Source organism: Sorangium sp. So ce296 (genome assembly GCF_051529605.1).
GTDB lineage: Bacteria > Myxococcota_A > Polyangia > Polyangiales > Polyangiaceae > Sorangium > Sorangium cellulosum_D.
Genome location: NZ_CP150325.1, coordinates 10,486,073 through 10,501,229 on the forward strand (window position 1 = coordinate 10,486,073; position 15,157 = coordinate 10,501,229).

Below are 15,157 nucleotides of genomic sequence, written 5' to 3' on the forward strand. Positions count from 1 at the left end.
GCTCAGTCGGCGCCCGCGACGCCCGCCGCCTCGAGCAGCGGCCTCACCCGGGACTGCGCGATGGCGTAGACCGCGCTCACGCCGTCGCGGCGGGCATAGAAGACGTTCGTGCCACGGAAAGCGTCGCCAGCGCCGATCGCGATCGTGAACGACCCCTCGGACGAGCGCGACGCGCCTGCGCCCGCCGGCGCGGGCTGCGGCCGGGTCAGCTCGATGGCGACCCGGAGCCGCGGCGGGCTCAGGCCGTGGTGCCGCTCCGGCGAGCCCAGGGCCACCGCGCCCTCGGCGCGCAGATCGGCGAGCGCGTCCCGGACGCGCGCGGCGGTCGCGGCGGCGCTCGCCGGATCGGCCGCCCCCGCGACGGTGAAGCCGTGCGGAGAGCCCTCGATCACGACCGGCTTGCCGTCCCGTGGGCTCAGCGTCACCCGCGCGACGTCCTCGGGCGCGACGAGGAAGACGTCGCGGCGGAGCAGCAGGCGCCCGGCCGCGGCCTCGAGCGACGGCGGCGCGACGAACACGGCGGCGCCGCCGTCGGCGCGCGCGAACGAGCCCGCCCCGGCGTGCGCGCCGAGCTCCACCCGCGCCGCGCGCGACGCCGCGCCGGACGCGCCCCCGCCCTCCGCGGCGGTGAGCTCGGCCTCGACGACGAGCCGGGGCGCGGCGAGCCCGTAGCCCTGGGCGGCGTCCACGGCGACCCAGCGCTCGGCCTTGAGGCCGGCGAGCTGCGCGGCGAGCTCGTCCGCGAGCCCGCCGTCGGCCGAAAGGCCCGCGCCGGTCGGCTCGACGAGCTGCCACGCGCCCTCGCCCGTCCGGCGGAGCCGCTGGACCAGGCCAGGGCGCTCGATCCGCAGCGCGCTGACCTGATCCGGCGCGAAATCGAACACCTCCATCGAGCGCAGCGACACCTCGGACGGGAGGAGCGCGCCGGCGGCCGCGGCCGGGAGCTCGGCGATCGCACCGTCCTCGAGCCGCCGGACGCGCACCACGCCGGCCTGCTCGGCGCCGATCTCGAGCGTCTCGATCCGCTCCAGCGGCTCGCCCTCGCCGGCCGCCGCGGGCGTCGATACGACGCGGAGGGTGGCCCGCGGCGGATCCAGGCCGAGCGCCTTCGGGTCGCTCGCCGCGGGGAGGAGGCGCGCCGCGCGCACGTCGAGGATCGCCTGCACGAGGGCGCGGCCGGTCTCGGTCGGGACGGGGCGGTCCTCCGGGGCGCGCAGGTGCCACTCGCTGCCGGCGCGCGCGAGCTCCAGCGAGCGCGCGCCGGGCTCGCCGGCCGACAGCTTCACCTCGGCGACCTCGTCGAGCGGCGCGGCGACGAGGGCGAGGTCGACGAAGCGCGACGCCTCCTCGGTGAGCGGCTCGAGCACGCTCGCGGGCACGCAGGCGGCCGCGCGCGTGGGCTCGCGCCGCACCGCGACGACGTGGTCCGGCCTGTCGGGGCAGGCGCCGCCGACGTCGATCACGCCGGGCTTCGCCGAGGGATCGCTCGGCAGGAGCGTCAGCGTGACCCGGGGGCCGCCGGAGGCCGCGGCCTGCTCGGCCTCCTCGTCGGAGAGGAACGCCTCGGCCTGCATGCGGCCGAGCGCCGAGAGCACGAGGTCGAGCGCCGGCGCGCTGACCCGGACGCCGCTGCCCTCGGGCGAGCCCTCGGCGAAATGGAAGCCGGCGCCGCGGCCGCCGCCCCACGGGGCCCGCGAGAACCGCCGCGCGCCGCCCGCGCCCTCGAGCGTGAGCCCCGAGAGCTCCGACGGGAGGTAGGGGACGAAGCTCCGGGTACGGAAGCGATCCGGCGGCACGTCGAGGGCGGCGGCGAGCTGCTTCGTGATGACGAAGACGCCGCGGCCGGCGACCTCGGCGTAGACCGCGCCGGGCGGCGTCGGGGCGCCGCCGCCGAGCAGCAGGCGCTCGCGGCGCGGGCCCATCGCGAGCGCGATCGTGAGCCGGGGCGCGGTGAGGCCGAGGGCGGCGCGATCGCTCGCCTCCGCGGAGACGCGGCGCTCCGCCGTCGCGAACTCGAGCGTGCCGAGGAGCTGATCGACCGTGGGCTCGTCGGCGGGGTAGCGCTGGCCGTCGATCTCGACGCTCCAGGGGCGCTGGCCGGCGTCGTCGACGTCGCCGCGGGTGAGCCGCGCGGTCTGCTGCGCGGCGGGCGGCGCGCCGGGCGGCGCCACCGTCACGGTGAGCTCGGTGATCTCGTCGGGGCGCCACGCCTCGAACAGGTGCTTCTTGCGGCGCGCGGCCTCGTCGGTGGACACCGCGCCCCGGTCGAGCACGAAGAGCGCGACGGCCGCCGCGGCGGCGAGCGCGACGAGGATCAGCGTCGTCGCGTGCCGGCGGAGGCGCCGCATCACGGCGCCCCTTCGCGCTCGGCCCCGCCCGGCGCGCCGCGCCCGGCCGGGGACCCGGGGCCGCGCCTGTCGTCGGGGCTGCTGGGGCGGCGCTCGGAGCCGCGCCGCGAGAGGTGCACGGCGAGGCCCAGGAGGGCCGCGGCGAGCGGCATGTAGACGATGACGTAGCGGAAGACGCCGGCGAGCGCGTCCTCGCTGAGCCGGAGGCCCGCGGTGACCGCGGGCTTGTCGGGGATGTCGAGCATGGGCGGGCTCGCGGCGAGCCAGGAGAGCGCGCTCTCGACGAACACGGCCGTCCCGCGGAGCTCGGGGCTCTGCCAGTTCGCGGCGTAGAGCGCGCTGGGCGAGCTGATCACCACGACGCGCGGCCCGTGCGCGGCGCTGGAGCCCGCGGACTTCGGCAGCTCCGCGGCGTAGGCGACCGTGAGCGGCCCGGGGTGATCGCCGTCGCGCGGCTTCGGCTCGGACGGGTCCCGGGCCCAGCCGAAGAAGTCGACCATGCCGAAGGCCTTGTCGCTCGTGACGAGCAGCGGCGCCGGGGCCACGGGCCCGGTCGTCGCGGGCGCGAGCGAGCTGGCCACCGTGAGCACCGGGCCGAGCCCCTGGTCGGCCGCCTTGACGAGCCCCTCGGTGATCGGGTGCGGCCTCACGACGGGCGAGAAGGTCTCGCCGAAGCCCTGCGTCGAGCGGAGCTTCGGATCGAGCTCGAACACGAAGTCGGACCTGAGCTCGACGCCCGCCACGGCGAGCAGGCCCGCGAGCCCGAGGTCGACGTACCGCTGATCGCTCTCGTCCGGCACCGGGCCGATCGCGAGCAGCGCGCTGCCGCCCTTCTCGATGAACGCGCGGTAGCGGGCCACGTCGCCGGGGGGCACCGGCTGGCTCGGCTCGGCGAGGACGAGCACGCGGCAGCGGCCGAGATCGGCCTCGGGCGCCGGCGCCTCCGGCGCGGCGCCGGGCTCCTCGTCGTCGCCGTGGTCGTGGCCGCCGCGGCGGCCGCCGAGCTCCACGACCTCGTAGTTGTTCTTGTTGAGCCGGTCCTTGAGCGCCGCGAGCCCGCCGGCGCCGCCGACCTCGATCGACTTCTCGCCGTGGCCGCTCGCGAAGCAGACCCTCGGCTGTTCGCTGCGGAGGACGCTCCGGATCGCGCCGGTCAGCGCCTGCTCGAGCCGCGGGCGGGCCCGCAGGTCGCCCTCGTCCTCGACCTCGACGAGGTCGCTTGCGGTGAGGAAATGGGGCCGGTCCCCGCGCGCGACGATGATCGCCGCGTCGGTGACGATCCGCCCGTCCTCGGTCTTGCCCGCGACGACCCCGTAGCGCTGCTGCACGGCGAGGAACTCCGCCGGGCGCCGGTCGGGGTCGGTCACCGCGACCTCGAGCCGCGTCGTCTCGGCCCGGTACGCGTCGAGCAGGTGCCGCACCGAGAGCGTCAGCGGGTCGGCCTCGGAGAGCAGGACGTAGACGCGGATCGGCTCCTCGAGCGCGCGCAGCGTCGAGACGGTCGCGTCGCTCAGCGTGTACAGGCCGCCCTGCGTCCAGTCCCAGCGCTTGTAGTGGCGGGCGACGAGCAGGTTGACCAGCACCGCGAGCACCATCGCCGCGATGATCCCGACGCTCGTCGAGAGCTTCTCGCCGAGCGAAGTACCCGGAGGGACCCGGGAAGGCGGGCTCTCCTCGTGCGCCGACGGAGGATCGGGCCGCTCGTCGCCCATCAGCCCCACCTCCACGCGTCCACCGCGCGCACGGTCACGAACAGCGGCAGCGCGACCACCGTCGCGTCGAACACGAGCCGGCGCAGGTCGACGATCCCGCGAGAAAAATCGTTCATCTGCGTCCAGACCGAGACGTAGGAGCAGAGGTCGTGCGCCGGGCCGTCCGGGAAGATGAACTCCCCGATGCCGAGGATGAACAGGCCCATCACCGCCATCGTGCTGAGCACCGCGGCCATGAGCTGGCTCTTCGTGAGCGCGCTCGTCATCGTCCCGATCGCGAGGTAGCCGGCGCCGACCGCCACGACGGCGAGGTAGCTCGACCCCACGACCCGCCAGTCGAGCTCGCCCGTCCTGGCGATGAGCACCACGTAGAGCAGCGTCGGCGCCCACATCGCGACGTACGTCACGAGCGCCGCTGCGTACTTCGACAGCACGACGCCCGCGGAGCCCACCGGCGCCGTGAGGAGCGCCTCGATCGTGCCGCTCCGGCGCTCCTCCGCGAAGAGGCGCATCGTGAGCAGCGGGCACACGAAGAGCAGCGGCAGGTAGATCAGGATCGTCTGGCCGAAGAAGACCTGCACGGGCCCCGTGTCGGCGGAGAGCTCCGCCTCGCCCGCGAACTGGGTCGCGATCAGGAAGAAGTGCACGCCCTGCACGAGCAGGAACGTGGTGATCAGCACCCACGCGAGCGGCGTCACGAAGAGCGAGAAGAGCTCCCGCTTGAAGATCGGCCAGAAGCCCCTCACCGCCGCTCCTTCACCGCGCCGCGCCGCGCCGCGCTCGCCTTTTTCCGGGCCGCTCGTCCGGCGGGCGCGCCGGCGTCGCCCGCCGCGGCCGCGCCCGGCTCGCCGGCGCCGCCCTGCGCATCATCGGCGGCGGTCAGCTCGGAGAAGACCTGCTCCAGGGACGGAGCGTGGGGCACGAGCTCGCGCACGCCGAGGCCCGCGCCGACGAGCGCACTCACGAGGCGCTCGGTCGCCTCGCCTGGGTCGGCGCCGGCGTCGAACTCGACCGTGAGCCGCACCGCGTCGCCGGCCTCCTCCGCCTCGGCCGAGCGCACCCCCGCCGCGCCGCGCGCCGCCGCGAGCGCCGCGTCCGCCGCGCCGCGCACCGCGACGCGCACGCCGGACGCGCGGCGCATCGCGCGGATCTCCTCGATCGAGCCCTCCGCGACCAGCCTGCCGCGGGCGATCACGATCGCGCGCGTGCACGTCGCCTCGACCTCGGAGAGGATGTGCGTCGAGAGGAGCACCGTGCGGTCGCGGCCGAGCCTCCGGACGAGCGCGCGCACCTCGCGGATCTGGTTCGGATCGAGGCCCGCCGTCGGCTCGTCCAGGATGAGCAGCGGCGGATCGCTGACGAGCGCGTCCGCGAGGCCGACGCGCTGGCGGTAGCCCTTCGAGAGGTGGCCGATCATGACGCTCGCGACGTCCTCGACGCGCGCGTCGCGCAGGGCGCGCGCGACCGCCTCGCGGCGCGCGCGCCGCGGCACGAGCTTCAGCTCGGCGCGGAACGCGAGGTACTCCGAGACGCGCATCTCCGGGTAGAGCGGCGACGTCTCGGGCATGTACCCGAGCGACGCGCGCGCGCGCATCGGCTCCTCGGCGAGGTCGTGGCCGGCGACCCGCACCCGGCCGGAGGTCGCGCCGAGGAACCCCGCGAGGATGCGCAGGGTCGTGCTCTTGCCCGCCCCGTTCGGCCCGAGGAACCCGACGATCTCGCCCTGGCTCACCCGGAAAGAGAGGTCGCTCACCGCCAGGTGGGCGCCGTAGGACTTGGAGAGGTGCTCGACCTCGATCATCGGGACATCGGGGCGCAGGGGGTCAGGGCGGCCGGCGCGGCGCGCGCGGGCGGGCCGGGCGATCGCGCGGAACGCTTAGCGCACCGGGCGGGGCAGGGGAAGCGCGCGCCGGCTCCCGCGCGCCGCCGGCGGCGCGGGACGCCGGCGAGTAGCCAGAGCCGCGCGTCTCTGGTAACCCTCCGCCGTCGCGCCCGGCGGCCCGGGCGCTCACGCCACGGGCCCCTCTGCAAGGCGACGCACCCGGTGCGCCGAGCGCCGCGGCCCCCTCACACCCACCGCTTCACGATGGATCAGACGCTCCTCCGGTCGTACTTCTCGACCATCTATGAGTTCCCCACGGCGGCGGGGACGCTGCGCGTCTCGCTCGACGGCGAGATCGTCCAGGATCAGGCCGGGCTCCCCGAGCTCCTGACCCGCAAGTTCGCCGTGCTCACCGCCTACAACCCGCGCTCGATGCTCATCCCCCGCCGGGTCAACGATCAGCGCCACCACGTCCTCCGCGATCTCTTGATCCTCGGGTGCTACCGGGTCGAGCCATGCGTCGGATCCGAGGCGGAGCCGGAGGGCATCTGGCGCGAGCCGGCCTGGCTCGTCCACGGCATGGACCGCGACGAGGCGATCGCCTTCGGCCGCGTCTTCCGGCAGAACACGATCGTGTTCGCGCAAGGCGGCCGGCCGGAGCTCATCATCACGGATCCCACAGCCGACGACATCGGCCGAACTTTCCAGGGCAACTGGCGGGTTCGAGCGTGACCCGGGCGGCGCCCGCGGACGCGGTACGCCGATTCCATGTTGAAACATACCCGCAAAATGTGGGTTCATGCCGTGGCGTTTAGGGATGGGCGGACCGGCCTCGCTCACCACATGAGGAGACACAGCAGAATGCGCACCCAGGTCACCCTCGCAGCGCTCGTCGCCGCGCTCGGGCTCGTCGCCGGCGCTGGCGGCTGCGGCCAGAACAAGGTCTCGGAGTGCAACGCGCTCATCGAGGTCATCAACAAGGGCGTCCAGAGCATCGAGAAGGGCACCAAGACCGGCGCCGATCAGGGCGGGTCGAGCGAGCTGAAGGCGATGGCCGATGCGATGGACAAGGTGGCGGCCGACGCGGCGCAGGTGAAGCTGACCACCCCGGAGCTGCAGAAGTTCTCGGGCGAGTACCAGGCCATGGCGAAGGACGTCGCCAAGGCGGCGCGCGATCTCGCGACCGCGGCGGACGCGAACGACGCCGAGAAGAGCAACACCGCCCAGGCCGCGATCGAGAAGGCGATCAAGCAGGAAGACCCGCTGGTCGACAACATCAACAAGTTCTGTCAGGCGCCCTGACGGGCCCTCTGCCCGGAAGGGCGCTCGCGCCGACGAGGGGGCGCGCGCGGCGACGAGGGCGCGCGCCCTCGTCGGCGCGACGCGGCCGGCGAGGCCTGCGATCAGGGGACGAAGCGGTAGCCGACGCCGCGCACGGTCAGGATGTGGCGCGGCGCGGTCGCGTTGTCCTCCAGCTTGTTGCGGAGCTGGAGGATGAAGTTGTCGATGGTGCGCGGGGTGCCGTGGTGCGTCGGGCCCCACACTTTGGCCTGGATCTGCTCCCTGGACAGCACGCGGCCGCCGGCCTCGGCGAGGCAGAGCAGGACGTCGAACTCGGTCGCCGTGAGCTCGATCAGCGCCTCGCCGCGGCGGACCTCGCGCGTCGCCGCGTTGATCACGATGTCGCCGGCGCGCAGCTGCGCCCCGTCCGCGCGCGCGATCGCGTCGCGCCGGAGCACCGCCTTCACGCGGGCGAGCAGCTCGGCCAGGCTGAACGGCTTCGTGATGTAGTCCTCGGCGCCGAGCTCGAGGCCCATCACCTTGTCCATCTCGGCGCCGCGCGCGGACAGCATGATCACGGGCAGGGTACGCCGCTCGTTCCGGAGGATGCGCAGGAGCTCGAAGCCGTTCAGCCGCGGGAGCATCACGTCGATGATGATGAGGTCGATCCCGCCGGCGCGGGCGAGCGCGAGCCCGCGCTCGCCGTCCTCGGCCACCTCGACGCGGTAGCCCTCGGCGGTGAGGTTCATCTCGAGACCCATAGCGATGCTGGGATCGTCCTCGACGAGCAGGACGGTCCGGGCCGGTGCCTGAGGGTTCCGGGTCATGCTGAGCACGTCCTCTAGCATGTTCATGTCCGGACCGGAGGCGGCCGCGTCTACGGCGACGCGTCCGCCCTGACGCCGCGATCCGCCGCCTCGGGGGGCGCCTTGGCGCCCGCCGGACGCAGCGCCGCGGCGGTCGCCCTGGGCGAGCCCCGGAGCGGGAGCACGAGCGTGAAGGTGCTGCCCCTCCCGGGCTCGCTGTCGACGAGGATCCGGCCCCCGTGCGCCCGGATGACGTGCTTGACGATCGACAGCCCGAGCCCGGAGCCTTCCTGCTGCCGGGCCAGGAGGTCGTCGACCCGGTAGAACTTCTCGAAGATCCGCTTGTGCTCCGTGCGGGCGATGCCCTTGCCGTTGTCGCGGACGGTGATCAGCGCCGACCGGTTGCTGACATCGGCGGAGACGCTGATCTTCCTCGGCTGACCGCCGTACTTGTAGGCGTTCGAGAGCAGGTTCACGATCGCGTCGACGAGCGCGCTGCGATCGCAGAGCACGGGCGGGAGGCTCGCGTCGACGGAGACGTCGAGCTCGACGCTGCGCTTCTCGCGGGTCGGCTCGAAGGCGTGGATCGCCTCGTGGATGACCACCCCGAGGTCCTGCTCCGAGAGCTCGTAGACGCGCCGGCCGCTCTCCATCCGCCCCCAGTCGAGCAGCCGGTCGATGAGCTGCTGGAGCCGGGCGCTCTCCTTGGTGAGGGCGTCGATGCAGCGATCCTCGCTGTGCGTGTCGCCGCGCCGGAGCTTGAGCGTCTCGGTGAACATCCGGATCGACGTGAGCGGCGTGCGCAGCTCGTGCGAGACCTTGGACACGAAATCCGCCTGGAGCTCGGACAGGTTGCGCTCGCGCCGGAGGAAGACCCAGACGAGGATGACCCCGGTCGCGAGCGTCCCGCAGAACGTGAGGACCAGGATCCCCATGATGAGGTTGTACTGGGCCTCGCCGAGCACGAGGAGGAGGAAGCCGACGCCCGACAGGAGCACGCCGGGGACGATGACCAGGTAGACGAGGAGCTGGATGATCCGCCGGTAGCCGAGCGTGGTGAGGTCGCGCCGCGGGGTCCGCATGCCGGGAGCTTAGTGGGGCGGCGCGGCGGCCGCGAGCGGCCTACGCTTCGATGCGCTCGAGCACGAGCGCGGGCGCCTCGGCGGGCGCCGGGCCGAGCTGGAAGGCGGCGCGGACGCGAGCGGCCGCGGCGCGGGCGTCGTCGGCCCGGCGGGCGTGGATGCGGGCGAGGGGGGCCCCGCGGTCCACGCGATCGCCGCGCGCGGCGGCGAGCTCGATGCCCACGGCGGGGTCCACGCGCTGGTCGGCGCGCGTCCGCCCGGCGCCGAGCGCGACCGCGGAGAGCCCGATCTCCAGCGGATCGACGGCGACGACGTACCCCTCGCCCTCGGCCGCGACGTCGACGACGACCGGGGCGCCGGGCAGCCGGCCGGGGTCGTTCACCACGGCCGGATCGCCCTTCTGCGCCGCGATCATCCGCGCGAGGACCTCGGCCGCGGCGCCGCTCGAGATGGCGGCCTCGAGCTTCGGCCGCGCCTCGGCCGCGCTCGCCGCGGCGCCGCCGGCGATCAGCATCTCCTCCCCGAGGGCGAGCGTGCACGCGACGAGGTCGCCCGGCCCGCGGCCGTGCAGCACCTCGATCGCCTCGCGGGTCTCGATGGCGTTGCCGACGGCGCGCCCGAGCGGGGCGCTCATGTCGGTGAGCAGCGCGGAGACGCGCTTTCCGGCCGCGGTCCCGACGCGCACGAGCGCGGTCCCGAGCGCGCGGGCGTCGTCCAGGGTCTTCATGAACGCGCCCCGCCCGACCTTGACGTCGAGCACGAGCGCGTCGATGCCCTCGGCGAGCTTCTTCGAGAGGATGCTCGCGACGATGAGCGGGATCGACTCGACCGTGGCCGTCACGTCGCGCAGCGCGTAGATGCGCTTGTCCGCCGGCGCGATCCGCGCGGTCTGCCCGATCATGCACGTCCCGACCTCGCGGACGACGCGCGCGAACGTCGCGGCGTCGAGCGCCACGTCGAACCCCGGGATGGCCTCGAGCTTGTCGAGCGTGCCGCCCGTGTGGCCGAGGCCGCGGCCGGACACCATCGGCACGGGGACGCCGCACGCGGCGACGAGGGGGGCGAGGCAGATCGAGACCTTGTCGCCGACGCCGCCGGTGGAGTGCTTGTCGACCTTCCGTCCGGGCACGTCGGACAGGTCGAGGACGTCGCCCGAGTGGAGCATCGCGCGGGTGAGCGCGACCGTCTCCGCGTCGTCCATGCCGCGGAAGAAGACGGCCATGAGCAGCGCGCTCATCTGGTAGTCGGCGAGCTCGCCGTCGCCGTGGGCGCGGACGAGCCGCGCGATCTCGTCCTCGGACAGCCGCCCGCCGTCGCGCTTCCTCGCGACGAGCTCGACAAGGGTCTGCATCGCCCTGGAGCTTAGCCGCGTTCGACCCTATTTGTCCCCGGCGCGCGCATCCCTATGGTCGCCGGGAGCGCGCGGGCCGCCGCCGCGGGAGAGCGGACGCGGCGCCGGTCGCGGTCGCACCGGAGAAGGGAGCCGTACGGGGCCTCATGGACAGCCTCCTCTACGCACGGGCCCAGATGGGCCTTTCGCTGGCATTTCACATGATCTTCGCGGCCGCCGGGGTGGCGCTGCCGCTGATCATGGTCATCGCGGACGCGCTCTGGCACCGGACGGGCGATCCGGACTACCTCGAGTTCTCGAAGCGCATGGCGAAGGGGACGGCGATCCTGTTCGCGGTGGGCGCGGTCTCGGGAACGGTGCTCTCGTTCGAGCTCGGGCTCCTGTGGCCGAGCTTCATGGGGACGTTCGGCGAGGTGATCGGGCTCCCGTTCTCGCTCGAAGGGTTCGCGTTCTTCACGGAGGCGATCTTCCTCGGCATCTACCTCTACGGCCGGGGCAAGCTCCCGCCGAAGCTGCACCTGCTCTCGGGCGCGCTGGTGGCGCTTAGCGGCGCGCTCTCGGCGTTCTTCGTGATCCTGGTGAACGCGTGCATGAACGACCCCGCCGGGTTCACGATGGTGGGGGGCCGCCCGGCCGACATCGACCCGGTGGCGGCGATGTTCAGCCCGCCGTGGAAGCACGAGACGCTGCACGGCATCCTCGCGTGCTATCAGGCGACGGCGTTCGTGATGACGGGGATCCACGCGCTCGTGCTCCTGCGGCACCCGAAGAGCCCGCTGTTCCGCAAGGCGTTCGCGGTGACGCTCGCGATCGCCGGGGTGACGGCGCTGGCGCAGCCGTTCGTCGGCCATTTCGCGGCGGTCGAGGTCGGCGAGGGCCAGCCCGCCAAGCTCGCGGCGATGGAGGCGCACTTCGAGACCTCGGCCCGCGCGCCGCTGCTCGTCGGCGGCTTGCCCGACGTGGAGCGGGGCGAGGTCGACTACGCGCTCGAGATCCCGGGGGGCCTGTCGATGCTCCTGCACGCCGATCCCGACGCGGTGGTGCCGGGGCTCGACGCGGTCCCGCGCGACGAGTGGCCGCCGGTGACGGCGACGCACCTCTCGTTCCAGGTGATGGTGGGCGCGGGCTCCGCGATGGCGCTGCTCGCGCTGGTCGCGGCGGCGCTCGCGTGGCGCCGCCGGGGGATCCCGGATCAGCGCCCGTTCCTCTGGGCGGTGGTCCTCGCGAGCCCGCTCGGCATCGTGGCGATGGAGGCCGGCTGGCTGGTGACGGAGTTCGGCCGCCAGCCGTGGATCGTGCGGGGCGCGATGCGCACGCGCGACGCGGTGACCCCGTTCCCGCACCTCGAGGCGCCCTTCTGGACCTTCACGGCGCTCTACGTCTTCCTCGGCGTCGTGGTGACCTACCTGCTCGTCCGCCAGCTCCGCGCGGCGCCGCTGGCGGTGACGGGAGACGTCGCGCCGCCGGGGGGCGGGGCGGCGGGCGGCGGTGGGCCGTACGAGGGCGGGGCGGCGGGCGGCGGCGAGCCGCGCGCGCTCGGGGCGGCGGGCGGCGGCGGGATGCGCGCGCTCGGGGGAGGCGCGGCCGATGGTCGTTGAGTGGCTCCTCGGCGGGGTGATGGTGGCGGCGCTCGTGCTGTACGCGCTGCTCGGCGGGGCGGATTTCGGCGGCGGCGTCTGGGATCTGCTCGCCTCCGGCCCGCGCAAGCAGGAGCAGCGCGCGCTCATCGAGCGGGTCATGGGCCCGATCTGGGAGGCCAACCACGTGTGGCTCATCCTTGTCGTGGTGCTGCTCTTCACCGCGTTTCCTCCGGCGTTCGCGGCCATCTCGGTCGCGCTGCACGTCCCCCTCACGCTGTTCCTCGTCGGCGTCGTGTTCCGCGGCTCGGCGTTCAGCTTCCGCAGCTACGACTCGCGGCGCGATGAGCGGCAGAAGCGCTGGGGGCTGCTCTTCTCGCTGGCGAGCGTGATCGCGCCGGTGCTGCTCGGCATGATCGTCGGCGCGGTGGCGTCGGGGCGGATCCGGGTGGCGTCCGGGGTGGTGACGAGCGGCTTCTTCGCGCCGTGGCTCTCGCTGTTTCCGTTCATGGTCGGGCTGTTCGCGCTCTCGCTCTTCGGGTTCCTCGCGGCGGTCTACCTGACCAACGAGGCGACGGAGCCCGCGCTCGTCGACGATTTCCGTCTGCGCGCGCTCGTCTCGGGTTGCGTGGTCGCGGCGCTCGCGCTCGCGTCCTTCGGGGCCTCGTTCGAGGGCGCCCCGCTCATCCGAGAGGGGCTGACGGATCATCCGATCACGTGGCCGCTCCACGTCACGACGGGCATTGCGGCCACGGCGGCGTTCTTCGGGCTGTGGACGCGCCGCTTCCGTCTGGCGCGCTTCGCGGCGGCGGCGCAGGTCACGCTGATCCTGCTGGGCTGGGCTGCCTCGCAGTACCCGTACCTGGTGGTGCCGGACGTGACGCTCGCGGGGGCGGCGGCGAACCCGAGGACGTTACGATTGCTTGTCTGGGTCCTCGGCGTCGGATTCGTGCTGCTGTTCCCCTCGCTGTACGTGCTCTTCCGCGTCTTCGGCAGCGGCCGGGCGGGGGCCGCGTCGGACAGCGATGACGCTCATTGAGCGGGAGTAGCAGCGAGGTACGCGGAAGTCGCGGGAGTCGAATTGGCCGGACCACCTCGTCCTACCCATGGAGAGGCGAGAGGTGGGAGGACGGTGAGCGGAACAGGGCCTCTCTGTCCGTCCTGGCGCCAGAGGGCGGTGGTGCGAGGTCAGGCGCGCATTGCATTCCTGAAAGCCAGAGCCCTCTCTCATGAGGCCGCTGAAAAATCGCCTGCGCTTTCGCGGGCCTCCCCAGGGCGGGCGAACCGTGTTAGGCTCGCAGTCGCGAAGTTTTTCAGGATGCTTGTGGGGGAAGGAGCCCTGTGGAGATGGCGAACATAGCTAGATACCGTCGACACGCGATTGTGGGTTTTTTTGCAGCGACAGCCGGTGTGACGGGCTCGTTCGCCGGGTGCTCTGACTCGTACCGTGGAGAGCTCACCGGCAGCGGCTCGGGGCCCGGCGGGGCGGGCACCGGCGGCCAGGGCGGCCAGGGCGGCGAGGGGGGGAGCACGGGGACCTTCGGTCAGGGGGGGCAGTGCGAGTACACGTGTTCCAATGATCTGAAGAAGGTCATCAGCTGCAACGGCGTGACGATCGAGGAGTGCGGGCCCGAGTTCGGGTGCGTCAACGCGAAGTGCGAGCCGAACCCGTGCGAGGCGGCGGAGAAGTCGAAGAGCTCGTACGGGTGCGACTACTGGGCGCTGAAGACGGCGCTCCGGCCGACGACGCAGGGCGCGTGTTTTGCTGCGATCGTTGCGAATACGTGGGAGCTGCCGGTTCGTATCAATGTCGAACGCGGGGGACAGCCGCTTCCGGTAGAGAAGTTCGCCTATATTCCGGTCGGGCAGGGATCCATTCAGGATATTCAGTATAATCCCTACAACCCGGAGACTGGGCTTGGTGTCGGTGAGGTCGCAGTCCTCTTCCTTTCGCGACGGTCTCCCGGTTCGAGCGTTGTGGATTGCCCCAAGACCGGCGCGCTGGATCTGGAAACTGGCGTAGCGGGAACCGGCCGCGGGACGGCATTCCATATTACGACGGACTATCCGGTCGTAGCTTACCAGATGCTCCCCTACGGCGGGGGGCAGGCCGCCATGACCTCCGCGACGTTGCTCCTGCCCACGAGCGCCTGGCATACCAACTACGTTGCCATCAACGGCTACTCGTCATCGGAGTCCCCCGATTTTCCTGGAGCCAATCCCTCGCTGGCCATCGTCGCCCATCAGGATGAAACCGACGTGACCATCCTGCCGAAGGTGGACATCGAAGCAGGCACCAACGTCGAGCCAGCGACCAGCAACGAGGCGAAGACTTACACGCTGAACGCTGGTGAATTCCTGCAGATTACCCAGTCTGAGGAGTTGACCGGGAGCCCCATCCAGTCGACCAAGCCCATTGGCGTGTTTGGAGCTCATGCTTGTATGGTCGTCCCGAGTAACGGTGGCGACTGTGACTCAGGGCAACAGCAAATCGCCCCTGTCAGGGCTACTGGTAGCGAGTACGTGGCGGTTCGCTACAAAAATCGCGTCACAGAGCTCGAAGAGTCGCCGCCTTGGCGCATCGTCGGGATGGTCGACAATACGGAGCTCATCTGGGAGCCATCCAAACCGAACGGCGCGCCGGATACCATCAACCTCGGCGAAGTGGTTGAGTTTGATACGGGCGAGCCCTTTGTCGTCAGGAGCCAGGGGGTGAATAACCCTTTCTATGTTGGTCAGTACATGACCAGCGGGGACCCGTACATGTTCATCGGAGATCCCGATTGGGTGAATGTGGTTCCGCCGTCTCAGTTTCTGGATTACTATGTGTTCTTTACGGACCCGACCTATCCTGAGACGAGCCTCGTCGTCGTTCGCACCCGCTCGAAGTTGAATGGTGAGTTCGCTGACGTGGAGCTGGACTGCGCCGGCAAGCTCAGCGGGTGGGAGCCGATTGGCGATTACGAGTACACCATCGTCGATCTCACGACGGGGCGCTTCGAATCGGTGGGCGATTGCGCCAACGGCCGACACGAGATGCGGAGCGACCTTCCGTTCGGCGTCACGGTCTGGGGATGGGGCGCGATCCAGCAGAATTATCGCGTCTCCTACGCTTATCCTGCCGGTGCGGGGTTCCTGCCCATCAATGAGGTCGAGATACCCCCCACGGCCAATTAGG

Annotated in this window: 12 protein-coding genes; 5 read left to right on the plus strand and 7 right to left on the minus strand. The window is 72.4% G+C overall.

All coding sequences use genetic code 11. The annotated features are described in order from the left end of the window. Nucleotides 1-2: 2 nt before the first annotated feature. The 4 genes from WME98_RS38975 to WME98_RS38990 are packed head-to-tail and all read right to left on the minus strand — an operon-like array spanning nt 3 to nt 5,861. The gene (locus tag WME98_RS38975) at nt 3-2,348 is read right to left on the minus strand and encodes a DUF4340 domain-containing protein (RefSeq protein WP_437946787.1); all 2,346 of its coding nucleotides are present in this window, start codon (nt 2,346-2,348) and stop codon (nt 3-5) included. Beyond that, the gene (locus WME98_RS38980; protein WP_437946788.1) at nt 2,348-4,060 is read right to left on the minus strand and encodes a GldG family protein; all 1,713 of its coding nucleotides are present in this window, start codon (nt 4,058-4,060) and stop codon (nt 2,348-2,350) included. The genes WME98_RS38975 and WME98_RS38980 overlap by 1 nt, the downstream gene beginning before the upstream one ends. Continuing rightward, nucleotides 4,060-4,806, minus strand: coding sequence for an ABC transporter permease (locus WME98_RS38985; RefSeq protein WP_437946789.1), 747 nt, complete (start codon nt 4,804-4,806; stop codon nt 4,060-4,062). The genes WME98_RS38980 and WME98_RS38985 overlap by 1 nt, the downstream gene beginning before the upstream one ends. Further along, nucleotides 4,803-5,861, minus strand: coding sequence for an ABC transporter ATP-binding protein (locus tag WME98_RS38990; protein ID WP_437946790.1), 1,059 nt, complete (start codon nt 5,859-5,861; stop codon nt 4,803-4,805). Before WME98_RS38990 ends, WME98_RS38985 begins: the two co-directional genes overlap by 4 nt. 285 nt (nt 5,862-6,146) lie before the next feature. On the opposite strand from WME98_RS38990, the gene WME98_RS38995 reads away from it, so the two are divergent. Both WME98_RS38995 and WME98_RS39000 read left to right on the plus strand, forming a co-directional pair. After that, nucleotides 6,147-6,614 carry a DUF3293 domain-containing protein gene (locus WME98_RS38995; RefSeq protein WP_020734896.1) on the plus strand — a complete coding sequence of 156 codons (468 nt, stop codon included), beginning with the start codon at nt 6,147-6,149 and terminating at the stop codon, nt 6,612-6,614. Nucleotides 6,615-6,743: 129 nt separating this feature from the next. Next, a complete protein-coding gene (locus WME98_RS39000) occupies nt 6,744-7,184 on the plus strand; it encodes a hypothetical protein (protein WP_020734897.1) in 441 nt (146 codons plus the stop codon). A gap of 101 nt (nt 7,185-7,285) precedes the next feature. On the opposite strand, the gene WME98_RS39005 is transcribed toward WME98_RS39000, so the two are convergent. Genes WME98_RS39005 through WME98_RS39015 form a run of 3 tightly spaced genes read right to left on the minus strand, consistent with a single transcriptional unit; the run spans nt 7,286 to nt 10,402 of the window. Beyond that, entirely contained in the window at nt 7,286-7,990 is a 705-nt protein-coding gene (locus tag WME98_RS39005; RefSeq protein WP_044988231.1) for a response regulator transcription factor, read from the minus strand. A 50-nt stretch (nt 7,991-8,040) separates the two neighbouring features. Continuing rightward, the gene (locus tag WME98_RS39010) at nt 8,041-9,051 is read right to left on the minus strand and encodes a sensor histidine kinase (protein WP_437946791.1); all 1,011 of its coding nucleotides are present in this window, start codon (nt 9,049-9,051) and stop codon (nt 8,041-8,043) included. 40 nt (nt 9,052-9,091) lie between these two features. Next, complete coding sequence (locus tag WME98_RS39015) at nt 9,092-10,402, minus strand: thymidine phosphorylase (RefSeq protein WP_437946792.1); 1,311 nt, start codon at nt 10,400-10,402, stop codon at nt 9,092-9,094. 146 nt (nt 10,403-10,548) lie between these two features. Between WME98_RS39015 and WME98_RS39020 the strand changes: the two genes are divergently transcribed. The 3 genes from WME98_RS39020 (at nt 10,549) to WME98_RS39030 (ending at nt 15,156) form a co-directional block, all read left to right on the plus strand. Beyond that, on the plus strand, nt 10,549-12,000 hold the full coding sequence (locus WME98_RS39020) for a cytochrome ubiquinol oxidase subunit I (RefSeq protein WP_437946793.1): 1,452 nt from the start codon (nt 10,549-10,551) through the stop codon (nt 11,998-12,000). After that, entirely contained in the window at nt 11,990-13,018 is a 1,029-nt protein-coding gene (locus WME98_RS39025; protein ID WP_061623256.1) for a cytochrome d ubiquinol oxidase subunit II, read from the plus strand. Before WME98_RS39020 ends, WME98_RS39025 begins: the two co-directional genes overlap by 11 nt. A gap of 308 nt (nt 13,019-13,326) precedes the next feature. Further along, nucleotides 13,327-15,156, plus strand: a complete 1,830-nt coding sequence (locus tag WME98_RS39030) for an IgGFc-binding protein (protein ID WP_437946794.1) — start codon at nt 13,327-13,329, stop codon at nt 15,154-15,156. The last annotated feature ends 1 nt before the right edge of the window (nt 15,157 follow it).

Coding starts and splice junctions, on each gene's coding strand:
- WME98_RS38975 (WP_437946787.1), bottom strand. CDS start 2,348: ATGCGGCGCCTCCGCCGGCACGCGACGACGCTGATCCTCGTCGCGCTC.
- WME98_RS38980 (WP_437946788.1), bottom strand. CDS start 4,060: ATGGGCGACGAGCGGCCCGATCCTCCGTCGGCGCACGAGGAGAGCCCG.
- WME98_RS38990 (WP_437946790.1), bottom strand. CDS start 5,861: ATGATCGAGGTCGAGCACCTCTCCAAGTCCTACGGCGCCCACCTGGCG.
- WME98_RS38995 (WP_020734896.1), top strand. CDS start 6,147: ATGGATCAGACGCTCCTCCGGTCGTACTTCTCGACCATCTATGAGTTC.
- WME98_RS39000 (WP_020734897.1), top strand. CDS start 6,744: ATGCGCACCCAGGTCACCCTCGCAGCGCTCGTCGCCGCGCTCGGGCTC.
- WME98_RS39005 (WP_044988231.1), bottom strand. CDS start 7,990: ATGACCCGGAACCCTCAGGCACCGGCCCGGACCGTCCTGCTCGTCGAG.
- WME98_RS39010 (WP_437946791.1), bottom strand. CDS start 9,051: ATGCGGACCCCGCGGCGCGACCTCACCACGCTCGGCTACCGGCGGATC.
- WME98_RS39015 (WP_437946792.1), bottom strand. CDS start 10,402: ATGCAGACCCTTGTCGAGCTCGTCGCGAGGAAGCGCGACGGCGGGCGG.
- WME98_RS39020 (WP_437946793.1), top strand. CDS start 10,549: ATGGACAGCCTCCTCTACGCACGGGCCCAGATGGGCCTTTCGCTGGCA.
- WME98_RS39025 (WP_061623256.1), top strand. CDS start 11,990: ATGGTCGTTGAGTGGCTCCTCGGCGGGGTGATGGTGGCGGCGCTCGTG.
- WME98_RS39030 (WP_437946794.1), top strand. CDS start 13,327: ATGGCGAACATAGCTAGATACCGTCGACACGCGATTGTGGGTTTTTTT.